Below are 15,282 nucleotides of genomic sequence, written 5' to 3'. Positions count from 1 at the left end.
CCTGCGGGGTGGATCCCGGACGCGGCGGTCCGGGCCGGCCTGCAGGTGCCGGGCCGTCAGGAGGACCGGTCAGCGGGTGGAGTTCAGGAGTTCACGCCGAGCTCGCGCGCGATCAGCATCCGCTGGACCTCCGAGGTGCCCTCGCCGATCTCCAGGATCTTGCAGTCGCGCCAGAACCTGGCGACCGGGTACTCGTTCATGAAGCCGTAGCCACCGTGGATCTGGGTCGCCTCGCGCGCGTTGTCGACCGCGGCCTCGGAGGCGTAGAGCTTGGCAATGGCTGCCTCCTTCTTGAAGGGCTCGGAGTGCAGCAGCCGGGAGGCGGCGTCCCGCCAGGCCAGGCGGGAGGTGTGTGCGCGCATCTCCATGTCGGCGAGCTTGAACTGGATGACCTGGTTGGCGCCGATCGGCCGGCCGAAGGCGCGGCGAGTGGCGGCGTAGGACAGCGACTGGTCGACGCACCCCTGGGCCAGGCCGGTGGCCAGAGCCGCGATGGCGATGCGGCCCTCGTCGAGGATGCGAAGGAACTGGGCGTAGCCGCGGCCCCGGCGGCCGAGCAGGTTGGCCGCGGGAACTCGGCAATCGGTGAAGGACAGTTCGCGGGTGTCGGAGGCGTTCCACCCGACCTTCGAGTACTTCTTCGAAACCTGGAACCCGGGAGTTCCAGTGGGGACGATAATGGAGGAGATCTCCCTCGTGGGCGAGTTGTTTACACCTTCGTCACTCGAATGTGCGATCGGTTCGGTCAGCGCGGTGACGGTCACCAGCCCGGTGATATCGGTTCCGGAATTGGTGATGAAGCATTTGCTGCCGTTGATCACCCACTCGTCGGTGGCCTCGTCGTAGCGGGCGGTGGTGCGGGTTCCGCCGGCGTCCGTGCCACCCTCGGGCTCGGTGAGGCCGAACGCGCCGAGCATCTGCCCGGACGTCAACTTCGGCAGCCACTCGCGCTTCTGCTCCTCGGTGCCGAAGAGGTGGATCGGCATGGCACCGAGCGAGACCGCAGCCTCCAGGGTGATCGCGACCGAGGAATCGACCCGGGCCAGTTCCTCCAGGACCAGGCAGAGCGCGAAATAGTCGCCGCCCATGCCACCGTACTCCTCGGGGAAGGGTAGCCCGAACAGGCCCATCCGCCCCATTTCCCGAATAATTTCGTACGGGAATTCATTCTGCTCGTAGTATTCGCCGATCTTCGGCGCAACCACGTCGTTGGCAAACTCCGCGACGGTGCGGCGGAGATCCTCGTAGTCACTGCTCAGCCGGTGGTCGAGCACGGGTGATCCTCCTGGATCGAGGCCTGGTGGGCCGGGTGGGGGTGGTGGAGTCAGAGGTCAGGCCGTGGGCCCGAGCAGGGCGCGGACGGTCCGCGAGGGGCTGGGGCGGCCGAGGTGGCGCGCCATCCAGCCGCTGGTGTCGGCGAGCGCCGCCAGATCGATGCCGGTCTCGATGCCCAGGCCGTGCAGCATCCAGACCAGGTCCTCGGTCGCCAGGTTGCCGGTCGCGCTCTTGGCGTACGGGCAGCCGCCGAGTCCGCCGGCGGAGGAGTCCACGATGGTCACGCCGGAGCGGAGCGCGGCCAGGGTGTTCGCCAGTGCCTGCCCGTAGGTGTCGTGGAAGTGCACCGCAATTCGGTCGACCGGTACGCCGGATCGAGTGAACTCGTCGATCAGCGCCTTGACCTGGCCGGGCGTCGCTACGCCGATGGTGTCGCCGAGGCTCAGCTCGGTGCAACCCATCTCCAGCAGAGTCAGGCCGTGCCGGACCACCTGGGCGATCGGGACGGGGCCCTCCCACGGGTCGCCGAAGCACATCGACAGGTATCCGCGCACCGGGACGCCCGCCGCCGTGGCACGTTCGACCACCGGCCGGAACATGGCCATCGCCTCGTCCGCCGAGCGGTTGAGGTTGCGCTGGGCGAACGTCTCGGTGGCGCTGGCGAACACCGCGATCTCACCGGCGTGGTGAGTCAGCGCCCGGTCCAGGCCGCGCTCGTTGGGCACCAGGACGGGCAGGCGCAGGCCCGGATACCGTGCAGGCAGCTCGGCCAACCGAGGCATCAGCTCCTCGGCGTCGGCCAGCTGCGGCACCCACTTGGGGTGGACGAAGCTGGTGGCCTCCACGGTGCGCAGCCCGGCGGCGGCGAGTCGGGCGATGAACTCCGTCTTGACCTCGACGGGGACGAAGCTGCTCTCGTTCTGCAGCCCGTCGCGGGCGCCGACCTCGTGGATTCGTACTCGCGCGGGCAGGTCGGGGTCGCGCACGGCGTCCGGCAGACCGAGCGCCAGCACGGTCGGCTCGGGCGCGGCCCGGTCGGGAGCGGTGGTCATCGTGCAGCCTCCGGCAGTTTCGCGCTGGTGTCGGCTTCCGCCTCGGAACCGGCGGTTTCCTCCTCGTCGGAGGCGACCGTCACCAGGGGCGCGTCCATCGCGACAGTGGCGCCGGTGGTGACCCGCAGGTCCTCGACGGTGCCGTCGTGCGGTGCGGAGATGACGTGCTCCATCTTCATGGCCTCCAGGACGAGCAGCGCCTGTCCGCGGCGGACCCGCTCGCCGGCCTCGACCTTCACCACGGTGACGGTGCCGGGCATCGGTGCCGTGAGGGTGCCGTGGTGGGCGGTGCCGGCGGCGGCCCGCTCGGCGATTGCGTCGAACGGGTGAACGGGCCAGGCGTCTCCGTCGACGCCGAGCCAGTGCGTGACGCCCTCCGCGGTGCGCTCCTCGGAGACCGTGAAAGTGGCCTGCAGGCCGTCAACCGCAAGGCGGAGCAGGTTTCCGTCCAGGGTCGCTCGGGCCTTCCGGACCGGGCCGTCGTCGAGGCGGATCTGCCACCCGGGGGTTGCCGTGGCGGAAAAACCGATAGCGCTCTCGAATTCACCGCTGGTAGTCATTCGGCAACGCACGGCGACGGGCTCCCGTCCGGGGAGTCGCAGCCGGTGCGTGGTCCAGGCCGCCTCGCCGCCGAGTCGCCACCCCGAAGGGAGGGAGAAGGGATCGGTCCAGCCGTCGGAGGCGTCGGCGTGGCCGAGTCCGAGCTGTCGCACCAGCGCGGCGGCGAAGTAGAGCAGGTCGATCGTTTCGGGCCGGGTGTACGGAGAGCTCAGCAGGGAGGGGTTCTGCTGGGCGCTGCGCTCCACCAGGCCGGTGTCGAGCCGACCTGCCATCACCTCGGGCTGAGCCAGCAGCCGGCGCAGGTAGCCGGTGTTGGTGGTGACGCCCAGGATGCGGGTCTCGGCGAGTGCGGCCCGCAGCCGACGGATCGCGGTCGGACGGTCGGGCCCGTACGCGATCACCTTGGCGAGCATCGGGTCGTACAGGCTGCCGATCCGGTCGCCGGGTGCGATTCCGGAGTCCACCCGGATGCCCTCGCCCGAGGGTTCGTCCAGCAGCAGTACCTCGCCGCCGGTGGGGAGGAAGTCCCGTTCCGGATCCTCGGCGCAGATACGGGCCTCGATCGCGTGGCCCAGGAAGGAGATGTCCGACTGTGTGAACGACAGTTTCTCGCCCGCGGCGACGCGCAGCTGCCACTCGACCAGGTCGAGCCGCTGCGGTCCCTCGGGGCCGTCGACGGAGACGGCCAGTTCCGTGACGGGGTGTTCCACCTGGAGGCGGGTGTTCATCTCCATGAAGAAGAAGTCGAGGACGTCGCCCCCGTCCGGCCCCGCGGGGTCCCCTCCGGGAACGATGAACTCGACCGTGCCGGCGCCGGTGTAGCCACAGGCCTCGGCGGCACGCACCGCGGCCGCGCCCATCGCGGCCCGGGTCCGGGCGTTCAACAGGACGGAAGGAGCCTCTTCGATGAGTTTCTGATGGCGGCGCTGGAGACTGCACTCCCGCTCGCCGAGGTGAACGGTCCGGCCGTGGGTGTCGGCCAGGACCTGCACCTCGATGTGGCGCGGTTGGTCCACCCAGCGCTCCAGCAGCAGGGTGTCGTCGCCGAACGCGGTGCGGGCCACCCGGCGGGCGGCGGCGAGCTCGGCGGGCAGTTCGGCCGGGTCCCGGACCAGGCGCATGCCCTTGCCGCCGCCGCCGGCCGAGGGCTTGAGCAGCACCGGATAGCCGATTCGGGTAGCCGCCGCGATCAACTGGTCGTCGCTGGGCGAGCCGTCCTCGCTGCCGGGGACGACGGGCACCCCGGCGGCCCGGACGGCCTCCTTGGCGTTGATCTTGTCGCCCATCAGCTCCACCGCAGCCGGCGGTGGGCCGATGAAGACCAGCCCGGCCTGCGTGCAGGCCTCGGCGAAGGCGGGGTTCTCGGCGAGGAACCCGTAGCCGGGGTGGACGGCCTGCGCTCCGGTCCGGCGGGCGGCGTCGAGGATCAGGTCGGTGCGCAGGTACGTCTCGGCGGCCGAGCTGTCGCTTCGGTCGGCGGGCCCGAGCCGGACTGCCAGATCAGCGGCCCGGACATGCGGGGCGTCCGCGTCCGCGTCGCTGTGCACGGCGACCGAGCGCACGCCCAGCTGCCGCAGGGTGCGGGTCACCCGTAGCGCGATCTCGCCGCGGTTGGCGACGAGCACGGTGTCGAACATGGAGGTGTACCTCCGTTGCGAGAGGACGAGGGAGCGAGATGACGATGCTTCAGAAGCGGTGACCGGTCCGTGGCTCGGCCCTCCGGTGGGGCGTCACATTCGGAAGACCCCGTACGGGCGGGGTTCGGCGAGCGGGGCGTTGGCGCAGGCGGTGAGCGCCAGGCCGAGCACGGTACGGGTCTGCATGGGGTCGATCACGCCGTCGTCCCACAGTCGTGCGGTGGCGTAGTACGCGTTGCCCTGCCGCTCGTACTGCTCGCGGACCGGGCGCTTGAACTCGTCCTCGGCCTCGATCGGCCAGTCCTCGCCGCGGGCCTCGAACTGGTCGCGGCGGACGGTGGCCAGCACCGAGGCAGCCTGCTCCCCGCCCATGACGGAGATCTTCGCGTTCGGCCACATCCACAGGAAGCGAGGCGAGTAGGCCCGGCCGCACATCGAGTAGTTGCCCGCGCCGTAGGAACCGCCGATCACCACCGTCAGCTTCGGCACCCGGGTACAGGCCACCGCGGTGACCATCTTGGCGCCGTGCTTGGCGATGCCGCCGGCCTCGTACTGGCGACCCACCATGAAGCCCGTGATGTTCTGCAGGAAGAGGAGGGGGATGCCCCGCTGGTCGCACAACTCGATGAAGTGCGCGCCCTTGAGCGCGGACTCGGCGAACAGGACGCCGTTGTTGGCGACGATGCCGACCGGGTGGCCGTGAATGCGGGCGAACCCGGTCACCAGGGTGGTGCCGTACTCCGCCTTGAACTCGGCGAAGCGGCTGCCGTCGACCAGCCGGGCGATCACCTCGCGCACGTCATAAGGAGTGCGCGGGTCCACCGGCACCGCGCCGTACAGTCCGGCCGGGTCGACGGCGGGCGGCTCGACCGGGGCGAGCGGCCAGGGCTTGGCGGCGCGCGGGCCGAGCCCGGCCACGATGGTGCGGACGATGGAGAGCGCGTGCGCGTCGTCCTCCGCCAGGTGGTCCGTCACGCCGGACGTGCGCGAGTGCAGGTCGCCGCCGCCGAGTTCCTCGGCGGTCACCACCTCGCCGGTGGCGGCCTTCACCAGCGGCGGGCCGCCGAGGAAGATGGTGCCCTGGTTGCGGACGATCACCGCCTCGTCGCTCATCGCCGGAACGTAGGCGCCACCCGCGGTGCACGAGCCGAGCACCGCCGCGATCTGCGGGATCCCGGCGGCGGACAGGCGCGCCTGGTTGTAGAAGATCCGGCCGAAGTGGTCGCGGTCGGGGAACACCTCGTCCTGCATCGGCAGGAATGCGCCGCCCGAGTCCACCAGGTAGATGCAGGGCAGCCGGTTCTCCAGGGCCACCTCCTGCGCGCGCAGGTGCTTCTTGACCGTCATCGGGTAGTAGGTGCCGCCCTTGACCGTGGCGTCGTTCGCCACCACCAGGACCTCGCGCCCGGCTACCCGTCCGATGCCGGCGATCACACCGGCAGCGGGGGCGGCCCCGTCGTACAGGCCGTCGGCCGCCAGGGGGGCGAGCTCCAGGAAGGGCGAGCCGGGGTCGAGCAGGGTGTCCACCCGTTCCCGGGGCAGGAGCTTGCCGCGGGCGGTGTGCTTGGCGCGTGCCTTCTCACCGCCGCCGAGGGCCGCCGTCGCGAGCTTCTCGCGCAGTTCGGCGACCAGCGCCCGGTGGGCCTGTGCGTTGGCGAGACCGGTGGGCGACGCCGGGTCGACCGCGCTCTCCAGACGAGGTGCGGGTGCCGCAGCCGCGCCGAACAGCGGTACCTGTGCATGCGTGGCGGCGTCTCGCGGCGAAGCCGGAGACAGCGACGAGGTCGGTGCCGAAGAGGGGACCATCCCAAGAGCTCCCTTGCCCTCGGATCGGATCGGGGCAGGCCGAAGGGCGAGCCGGCCAGCCCGTGTTAATGAGCGTTAACTCTGTGGCCAGGTTAACCAGCGATAACCCGACTGTCTACGATGGGCAGCATGCCCAACCGCCCCGTCGCCCCTGTGCTCCCACGCCGTGACCAGATCCGGAAGGAGGCCGCCAGGCTGTTCGCCGCCCGCGGTTTCCTCGGAGTCGGGGTGGACGAGATCGGCAAGGCGGTAGGCATCAGCGGTCCGGGCCTCTACCGGCACTTCGCGGGCAAGGACGCGATGCTCGCCGACCTCCTGGTCGGCATCAGCGAGCGCCTGCTGGACGAGGGGCGCCGTCGGGTCGGCGCGGCCGCGGGGCCGCCGGCCGCGCTGGACTCCCTGATCGACGGGCACATCGACTTCGCCTTGGACGACCGGGACCTGATCATCCTGCACGACCGCGAACTGCTCCATCTCAAGGAGGAGGACCGCCGTCGGGTCCGCCGACTGCAGCGTGGCTATGTCGAGCTGTGGGTCACCATGGTGCGCGAGGCCTTCGCCCCGCTGGCCGCCGCCGAAGCGGAGCCGGTCGCCCGTGCTGCCGTGCACGCGGTCTTCGGCCTGCTGAACTCCACCCCGCACAGTGCCGCACCACAGGCTGCCCCGGCGGACCTCGCCGTCGAGCGGGCCGGCTTGACCCGGGATGCGATGGCCACACTGCTGCGCGCGCTGGCCCAGGGCGCGTTCGTAGCCGCTGCCGCAGCCGCCGTGGAGTCGAACCCGACCGTCTGACCTGCGGGTTTCCAGGTGGAGCCAGGGCCCGGGCTGTAGCTGGCTACACCCCCGCCTAGGACGATCGGACGATCCGGATGTAGCCGACCGTAGGAGGCGCACCACCGCGTGCCGTGGGCAGGCTGAAGACGGGAAGGAAGCTCGGCCCCCGGCCGTTCAGCCTCCTGTGCGCCCGTCCAATCCGGTGGACGCTCAATCGGCCGAATGGTTAGCATCACTAAATATGCCCGAGACTCATGGTTTCCCAGAGCAAGGCTGGCTCCGCCGGCTCGGCGGCTACTGCTGGCGCTACCGTCGCAACCTGTTGCTGTCCTTCGGGTCTTCGCTCGTCGGCATGGCGATCACCGCGATCATCCCGCTCATCACCAAGCTGATCATCGACGACGTGATCACCACGCACCGTCGCTCGCTCACCCCGTGGGCGGTGCTGCTGCTGGTCGCGGCTGCTGCGGTGTTCCTGTGCACGCAGATGCGCCGCTACTACGGCGGGCAGCTCGCGGTGGACGTCCAGAACGACATGCGTGCCGACCTGTTCCGCACGCTGACCAGACTCGACGGTCACCGCCAGGACCGGTTGGACATCGGGCAGGTGGTCGGCCGCGCCACCTCCGACCTGCAACTGGTCAACGGGCTGCTGTCGATGATGCCGATGATGACGGGCTACGCCCTGATGTTCGGCATGTCTGTGGTGGTCATGCTCTGGCTGTCGCCGCCGCTCACCCTGATCGCGCTGGTGATGGCCCCGGTCCTGTGGTGGCTGTCCACACTCAGCCGCAAGCGCCTCTTCCCCGCCTCCTGGGCGGCCCAGCAGCAGGCGGCCGAGGTCGCGGGCGTGGTGGATGCCGCCGTCGGCGGCGTCCGGGTGGTCAAGGGCTTCGGGCAGGAGGCCCAGGAACGCGGCAAGTTGGAGCGGGTCTCGCGCGAACTGTTCGCGGCCCGGCTCCGCTCGATCCGGTTGAACGCCCGCTACACCCCGGCGATGCAGGCCGTCCCCGCACTCGGGCAGGTCGCGGTGCTTGCCGTCGGCGGCTGGCTGGCCGTCCGGGGCGATGTCACCCTCGGCACCTTCGTCGCCTTCTCCACCTATCTGGCACAGATGACCGGCCCGGTCCGGTTCCTCGCCATGGTGATCACCGTCGCCCAGCAGACCCGCGCCGGTGTCGAACGAGTCATGCAGCTGATCGACCAGCGCCCGCTGGTCACCGAGGCCCCGGACGCCCGACCCCTCGACCCGGACGCGGCGGCGCCGGCCGGCACGCCCGCGCTCGAACTCGACCAGGTCGACTTCCACTACCGGGCCGAGGAACACCCCGAGCCGGGCAGCGCCCCCGACGGCGTTCCGGTACTGGACGGCCTCAGCCTGCGGATCGCACCGGGGGAGACGCTGGCACTGGTCGGCGCATCCGGCTCCGGCAAGTCGACCGTCGCCCAGCTGGTGCCCCGCTTCTACGATCCGACCTCCGGCAGCGTCCGCCTGTTCGGACAGGACATCCGCGAAGTCACCCTCGACTCGGTGCGCGCTGCCATCGGCATCGTGCCGGAGGAGAGCTTCCTGTTCTCCGACACGGTCCGCACCAACATCGCCTACGGCCACCCCGAGGCCACCGAGGAGCAGATCCTCGCCGCCGCCCGGATCGCCCAGGCCGACGGCTTCATCCGGGAGCTTTCGGACGGCTACGACACCAAGGTCGGCGAGCAGGGCCTCACCCTCTCCGGTGGCCAGCGCCAGCGCATCGCTCTGGCCCGCGCCATCCTCACCGACCCCCGGATCCTGCTGCTCGACGACGCCACCTCCGCCGTCGACCCGCAGGTCGAGGCGGAGATCCATGACGCGCTGGACAGCGTGATGGCCGGCCGCACCACCCTGCTGATCGCGCACCGCCGCTCCACCCTGCAACTCGCCGACCGCATCGCCGTCCTGGACGCCGGTCGGCTGGTCGACATCGGCACCCACGACGAACTCACCGCCCGATGTCCGCGCTACCGGTCGCTGATCACCGACCCGGACGCACTGGCGGCCCCGGCACCCACCGAGCCCGAGCAGGGCACCGAAGCCGCGGAGAGCACGAACGCCGCACCGGCCGCCGAGAAGTCCGCAGCCGACGCCGAACTGCTCGCCAAGGTCGCCGCCCTGCCGCCCGCGACCGACACCCCCGACATCCCGGTCGAGCAGGCCGAGATCGCGGACCCCAGGTTCAACCTGGCCCGGCTGCTCGCCCCGTTCCGTCGTCCCCTGCTGCTCGCGCTGCTGCTGGTCGCGCTGGACACCGCCGCCGGCCTGGCCCTGCCGGTGCTGATCCGGCACGGCATCGACGACGGTGTCAGCAAGGCCGCCATCGGCGGCGTCGCGGTCGCCGCCCTGCTGGCACTCGTCGTCGTCATGCTCGACTGGCTGGTTCAGGCCACCGAGAGCAAGGTCTCCGGGCGTACCGGCGAACGCGTCCTCTACACGCTGCGGCTGAAGATCTTCGCCCACCTCAACCGACTCGGCCTCGACTACTACGAGCGTGAGCTGACCGGCCGGATCATGACCCGCATGACGACGGATGTGGACTCCATATCCTCGTTCCTGCAGACCGGCGTGGTCACCGCCGTGGTCAGTCTGTTCACCTTCTTCGGCATCTTCGTGGCCCTCGTCGTGATCGACGCCGGCCTGGCGCTGGTGGTGCTCATGGTGCTGCCGCCGCTGATCATCGGCACCCTGGTGTTCCGCAAGAAGTCCGCCCAGCAGTACCAGATCTCCCGCGACCTGATCAGCACCGTCAACGCCGATCTGCAGGAGAACGTCGCGGGCATGCGGATCGTCCAGGCCTTCCGCCGCCAGGACGCCAACATCGACCGGTTCGTCGAGCGGGGCCTCGCCTACCGGCACGCCCGGGTCAAGGCCCAGCTGTACATCTCGGTGTACTTCCCGTTCGTGCAGTTCCTGTCCAGCGTCGCCTCCACCATGGTCCTGATCGTCGGCGCCTCCCGCGTCGACCACGGCACGCTGACCATCGGTGCACTGGTCGCCTACCTGCTGTACATCGACCTGTTCTTCGCACCGGTCAGCCAGCTCTCGCAGATCTTCGACGGCTACCAGCAGGCGGCCGTCGGCCTCGGCCGCATCCGCGAACTCCTGCGTACCCCGACCAGTACGCCGCAGGCCGAACAGCCCGTTCCGGTCGGGGCGCTGCGCGGTGAGATCGCCTTCGAGAACGTCAGCTTCGCCTACAACGGCGGAGGTGAGGGCAAGCCCGAGGTCCTCTCCGGAATCGACCTGCACATACCGGCAGGCCAGACCGTCGCGCTGGTCGGCGAGACCGGCGCGGGCAAGTCCACCCTGGTCAAACTGGTCGCCCGGTTCTACGACGCCACCGGTGGCACCGTCCGGGTCGACGGCACCGACCTGACCAGCTACGACCTGGAGGGATACCGGCATCGGCTCGGCGTCGTCCCGCAGGAGGCCTACCTGTTCGCCGGGACGGTCCGCGACGCCATCGCGTACGGGCGCCCGGGGGCGAGTGACACTGAGGTCGAGGCCGCGGCCAAGGCGGTCGGTGCGCACGACATGATCACCCGACTCGCCGGCGGCTACCAGCACACCGTCGCCGCCCGTGGCCGAAACCTTTCTGCCGGTCAGCGTCAACTCATCGCCCTCGCCCGGGCCGAGCTGGTCGACCCCGACATCCTGCTTCTCGACGAGGCCACCGCCGCCCTCGACCTCGCCACCGAAGCCGCCGTCAACCACGCGGCGGACCGACTCAGCGGCGGGCGCACCACCCTGGTCATCGCCCACCGGCTCACCACCGCGGAACGCGCCGACCGGATCGTCGTCCTCGACCACGGGCGCATAGTGGAGGACGGCACCCACACCGAACTGCTCGACCGCGACGGCACCTACGCCAAGCTGTGGAACGCCTTCATCGCGGACGGGCACCCCGCGCCGGTGCTCGGCTGATCAGTTCATCGACGCCCCGGGCCCGGCAGACTGCCGGGCCCGGGGCGTTTTTTCGCAGGCTCAAGCTCGCCCGGGTCGTGCGGCATCCAGCAGCACCCGGAACAGCACCTCGGCATCCACCCCGGACGGCAGCTCACTGACCTGGCCGTCCCCGACCTCCACCACCCGCCAACCGCTCCCGGCACCCCGGTCGTTCGGACCGACGGCGTCGCGGCCGTCAGCGTTGCCCTCGGCCAGCCGCGCCAGGTCCGTGGTGACGAAGCGGCACCCCAACTTCCGCACCAGCGGGCGGACGGCCGACAGATCGGGCTCGACCCGGCTGGCCGGGCAGTCGGGGTGCGGCCCGATCAGCACGGGTTCGCCGTCCACCCACCAGATCCTGGCCTCCTCCGCCCGGCCGTCCGCCGTCCGCGCGAAGGACTCGAAGCGGCGAAGCACCAACCCGCCCGCCAGGAACTCGCCCTGCAGCTCGGTGAAACGCGCCGCCACGCGCTCCAGCGCATCGAGGTCGGCCAACTCGGGGACGTAGCAGGCCTCGTGCCACTCGTGCTTGCGGGACTTGACGTAGTCCTTCACGACCGCAGGGCCGCGCCCGCCCAGGGCAGAAGCGGCCGTGGCCAGGACGGTGCGGTCCCAGGAGGGGCCGGGGAGCCAGGCGCTGGCGGGTGTCACGGGCTCGAACGTCCGGTACCAGCCCGGCAGCTCATGGGCGGTGGCGTACTCGTCCGGCCCGGTCAGCAAGGTGCAGCCCCGGTCGGCGAGAGCCCCGGCCAGCGCGGCGTACCGGGCGACGGGGATCATCCAGCCGCGGTACCAGAGCGGCCCCGACCCGGTGGGGACACGTCGGACGGCGGCCTCGACATCCCCGGTCAGCAGCGCATCGTGGTCGAGCAGCGCGGGGCTACCGCCGGCGGCCCGGATCAGTCCGGCCTCCCAGGCGAAGTGCGGGTCCGCCCGGCGAGGCAGGAGCGGGTCGGAGGGAAGGATGACGGTGGGGTCGACCATGAGGCTCAGATTAGGTCCACCGATCGGTTGAGGAGCTGTCCTTGACCCGGCGTTGACCAGGCATTCTGTTCCGCAGGCCCGCGCCGACCCGCCATGGTGGCCGAAAACTCGATCGACAGTCCGGCAGCTGCACTGTCAGGCTCTCCGTGTGCGATGGATCACAGGACGTCAGAAGCCCGAACGTGAACGGCTACCCCGCCGAGCGGCGCGAACGGTGGTGCTCTCGCCGGAGGGCGAGGTGTTCCTGTTCCGGTCGGACAACTCCGAAGTCGGGGTGCACTGGAACGCTCCAGGTGGCGGCCTGGAGCCAGGTGAGACCCCGGCCGAGGGGGCGCTCCGCGAACTGCGCGAGGAAACCGGCTGGACCGACCTCCAGCCCGGCGAACTCCTCTGCACCTGGGAGCACGACTTCACCTGGCACGGCACGCCCGTGCGTCAACACGAGCACATATTCCTGAGCCACGGTCCGCGGCGTGAGCCCGGAGACGTGGCAGCGGTCCACCGCACCGACGGCATCCTCGGCTGGCGTTGGTGGACATCCACCGAACTGGCGGCACCGGACGCCGATCCGCTCTGGCCGCCGGACCTGTCGGCCCTGCTCACCGGACTCCGCACCGCGGAAGACGGCTCGATCGTCCCCGTCCACCTCGGCTACGTGCCCAACACCATCACGAACCAGCCCGGCTGACAGCAGGTACGGCAAGCCGCAACACCCCGGCCCGGACCGAACCTCGGCAGCACGAAGAGAGGAGCCGCCCGTTCCAGCACCCACGGACCCCACAGTCACCACCGCAACCGCGCTCGCAGCCGACCGGGCCCGACGGTCAGCGGACCTGACGCCGACCCCTCCGGCGTCCGCGAGCCACCGGAACCTCGGCCTGCCAGTCGCGCAGCCCCAGCTCACGGTCGTGCACCGCCTCCGGGTTGATCACCACCGACAGCAGGGCGGAGCGCAGCTCCTCGGGAGTCATCCCGGTCGAGCGCTGCAGTTGCTCGGTGGGAACCGATACCGCGATGGCAGGCCGCCACTCCGGTAGCACCACCTGGCAGGTCCCGGAGCCGAACCGCAGCAGTTGGGCGGACACCCGGCGCTCCGTGACCCGGGCCACGCCGGGGCCGGCAGCGTCGACCAACCCGGGGGACCCACCGATCAGCACACCCATCGGCACACCCACCGGGGCGGCCGGGGCGCTCTCCACCTCGGCGGCGACCAGCCCGTTCGCCAGTGCGCCCCCGGGCGGCACCGGAGCGGACGGAACGGCCCGCACCTGGCTCAGCCGCCGCGAAGGAGTCGGCCGCCGCGGTGGCCGCACCCGTCCCGTCACCATGCCCGTGCCCCAGACCCCCGACGACCAACCGAGCGACCCAGGAGAGCCCGTAGCCCCACCCCTCACCAAGCCCTCGGCACCCGCAGCCCCGAGGCCATCGGCCTCCCGAGCAGCCCCGGGCACCGCCGGCGCCCCAGGCAGCGACGGCTCGGCCACCGCCGACGACCAGTCGGGGACCTCGTCACGGCTGTCCGGGACTCTGTGACCGCCCGCCTCGGCATCCGAGCCTCCGTCCGAGCCAGACCCGGACGGCGCCGAGCCGTGCCCGGAACCAGGCCCCGAACCGCTCCCCAAGTCGGGAGCCGAGCCGGGTGCCGCCGAATTCGCGCTTGCCGCAGGGGAATTGGCGTCCGCGTCCGGCCGGGTCGGCGCGTTCTGGTCGAGCGAGGTCATGGCTGGACACCCTCCGGATTCTCGGCTCGCCCGATCCTGCACCACGAGTGCGTGCCGGGCCAAGGGACGTGTGTGCACAGCCTGCCGGTTCCGTGCCGTCCGGCCGGAAGTCGGCCCGCCGATCCTGCGGCCGCGTTATCGTGAGCGCATGTCTCTCACGTCATGCCTGCGCTGGTGGCCGTCCTAGGACGGCCGATCCCCATACATGACTCCAGGGCCGTCCGTACGGGCGGCCCCGGCGCGATCATCTCCGACGGACCCGGGCCCACCCCGGCGGGCGGCCACCACCGCAACCGAGGAGAACCCCGCCATGACCGCCACCGCAGACACCACGACGACCACCACGCCGGGCACCGCCACCCCGCTGATCGCCCCGACCGTCGAAGGCCACCGCCGGATCCTGACCGGCGACCGCCCGACCGGGCCGCTGCACCTCGGCCACTACTTCGGCACACTCCGAAACCGGGTCCAACTCCAAGCCCTGGGAATCGAGTTGCTGATCGTGATCGCCGACTACCAGGTGATCACCGACCGGGACCGGGCCGACCGGGTCGCCGAGCACGCCGAGAGGCTGGTCCTCGACTACCTGGCCGCCGGAGTCGACCCGGAACAGGCCACGATCTTCACCCACAGTGCCGTCCCCGCCCTCAACCAGCTGATGCTGCCCTTCCTCAGCCTGATCAGCGTCGCCGAACTCTCCCGCAACCCCACCGTCAAGGACGAGATCGCCCACTCCCGACAGGCCGCCGTCAGCGGACTGATGTTCACCTACCCCGTCCACCAGGCCGCCGACCTGCTGTTCTGCAAGGCGGACCTGGTCCCCGTCGGCCAGGACCAACTGCCGCACCTGGAGACCACCCGCACCATCGCCCGCCGCTTCAACGACCGCTACACTCCTCTGTTCCCCGAGCCCCAGGCCCTGCTGTCCGAGGCACCGCTGCTGCTCGGCACCGACGCCGGCAAGATGAGCAAGAGCCGGGGCAACGCCATCACCCTCGGCGCCGGTGAGGACGAGACAGCGCGGCTGCTGCGCGGCGCGGTCACCGACAACGACCGGCACATCAGCTACGACCCCGACACCCGCCCGGGCGTCTCCAACCTGGTGCTGCTGATCGCCCTCTGCCAGGACCGCGACCCGCACGCCGTTGCCGAGGAGATCGGTTCCGGCGGAGCCGCCCACCTCAAGCGCACTGCCACCGAGGCGGTCAACGAGCACCTCCGCCCCCTGCGCACCCGTCGAGCCGAACTGGCTGCCGACCGTGCGCTGCTGCGTGAAGTCCTGCACACCGGCAACGCCCGCGCCAACGCCATCGCCGACCGCACCCTCACCGAAGTCCGCACCGCCATGGGCACGTTCTGACCTCGGGGTGGTGTGGGGGGGGGGCCCCCCCCCCCCCCCCCCCCCCCCCCGGGCCCCCCCCCCCCCCTAAAACCCGTCCGCCCCCAAGCCGCACCCCCCCCCGCAAGCCCCCCCGGAGAGGGAGATACCCCCC

At 71.0% G+C, this 15,282-nt stretch carries 10 protein-coding genes; 4 read left to right on the top strand and 6 right to left on the bottom strand.

Features of this window, described 5'->3' with window-relative positions:
- Positions 1 to 83: 83 nt before the first annotated feature.
- The 4 genes from ACFV4P_RS25905 to ACFV4P_RS25890 form a co-directional block, all read right to left on the bottom strand.
- The gene (locus ACFV4P_RS25905) at positions 84 to 1,274 is read right to left on the bottom strand and encodes an acyl-CoA dehydrogenase family protein (RefSeq protein ID WP_380474977.1); all 1,191 of its coding nucleotides are present in this window, start codon (positions 1,272 to 1,274) and stop codon (positions 84 to 86) included.
- Between the two features lie 57 nt (positions 1,275 to 1,331).
- Entirely contained in the window at positions 1,332 to 2,327 is a 996-nt protein-coding gene (locus tag ACFV4P_RS25900) for a hydroxymethylglutaryl-CoA lyase (RefSeq protein WP_380474975.1), read from the bottom strand.
- Complete coding sequence (locus tag ACFV4P_RS25895) at positions 2,324 to 4,525, bottom strand: acetyl/propionyl/methylcrotonyl-CoA carboxylase subunit alpha (protein WP_380474973.1); 2,202 nt, start codon at positions 4,523 to 4,525, stop codon at positions 2,324 to 2,326. Before ACFV4P_RS25895 ends, ACFV4P_RS25900 begins: the two co-directional genes overlap by 4 nt.
- A 93-nt stretch (positions 4,526 to 4,618) precedes the next feature.
- Positions 4,619 to 6,331, bottom strand: coding sequence for a carboxyl transferase domain-containing protein (locus ACFV4P_RS25890; protein ID WP_380474971.1), 1,713 nt, complete (start codon positions 6,329 to 6,331; stop codon positions 4,619 to 4,621).
- Positions 6,332 to 6,460: 129 nt separating this feature from the next.
- Here ACFV4P_RS25890 and ACFV4P_RS25885 point away from each other — a divergent pair, with 129 nt between their 5' ends.
- Both ACFV4P_RS25885 and ACFV4P_RS25880 read left to right on the top strand, forming a co-directional pair.
- Positions 6,461 to 7,123 carry a TetR/AcrR family transcriptional regulator gene (locus tag ACFV4P_RS25885; protein ID WP_380474969.1) on the top strand — a complete coding sequence of 221 codons (663 nt, stop codon included), beginning with the start codon at positions 6,461 to 6,463 and terminating at the stop codon, positions 7,121 to 7,123.
- A gap of 223 nt (positions 7,124 to 7,346) precedes the next feature.
- Positions 7,347 to 11,063, top strand: a complete 3,717-nt coding sequence (locus tag ACFV4P_RS25880) for an ABC transporter ATP-binding protein (protein WP_380474967.1) — start codon at positions 7,347 to 7,349, stop codon at positions 11,061 to 11,063.
- 60 nt (positions 11,064 to 11,123) lie between these two features.
- Here the strand turns inward: ACFV4P_RS25880 and ACFV4P_RS25875 are convergent, their stop codons facing one another.
- Positions 11,124 to 12,068 carry an ATP-grasp domain-containing protein gene (locus tag ACFV4P_RS25875; protein WP_380474965.1) on the bottom strand — a complete coding sequence of 315 codons (945 nt, stop codon included), beginning with the start codon at positions 12,066 to 12,068 and terminating at the stop codon, positions 11,124 to 11,126.
- A gap of 214 nt (positions 12,069 to 12,282) precedes the next feature.
- Here ACFV4P_RS25875 and ACFV4P_RS25870 point away from each other — a divergent pair, with 214 nt between their 5' ends.
- On the top strand, positions 12,283 to 12,756 hold the full coding sequence (locus tag ACFV4P_RS25870) for an NUDIX hydrolase (protein ID WP_380474963.1): 474 nt from the start codon (positions 12,283 to 12,285) through the stop codon (positions 12,754 to 12,756).
- Between the two features lie 136 nt (positions 12,757 to 12,892).
- On the opposite strand, the gene ACFV4P_RS25865 is transcribed toward ACFV4P_RS25870, so the two are convergent.
- Positions 12,893 to 13,312: a hypothetical protein gene (locus tag ACFV4P_RS25865; protein ID WP_158071941.1), complete on the bottom strand. Its 420-nt coding sequence runs from the start codon at positions 13,310 to 13,312 to the stop codon at positions 12,893 to 12,895.
- Between the two features lie 787 nt (positions 13,313 to 14,099).
- On the opposite strand from ACFV4P_RS25865, the gene trpS reads away from it, so the two are divergent.
- Entirely contained in the window at positions 14,100 to 15,149 is a 1,050-nt protein-coding gene (gene trpS, locus ACFV4P_RS25860) for a tryptophan--tRNA ligase (RefSeq protein ID WP_380474961.1), read from the top strand.
- Positions 15,150 to 15,282 lie beyond the last annotated feature (133 nt).

This window comes from Kitasatospora sp. NPDC059795 (assembly GCF_042732175.1).
Classification (GTDB): Bacteria; Actinomycetota; Actinomycetes; order Streptomycetales; family Streptomycetaceae; genus Kitasatospora.
The sequence above is the reverse complement of the archived record's forward strand: the minus strand, read 5'-3'. Positions and strand labels throughout refer to the sequence as shown.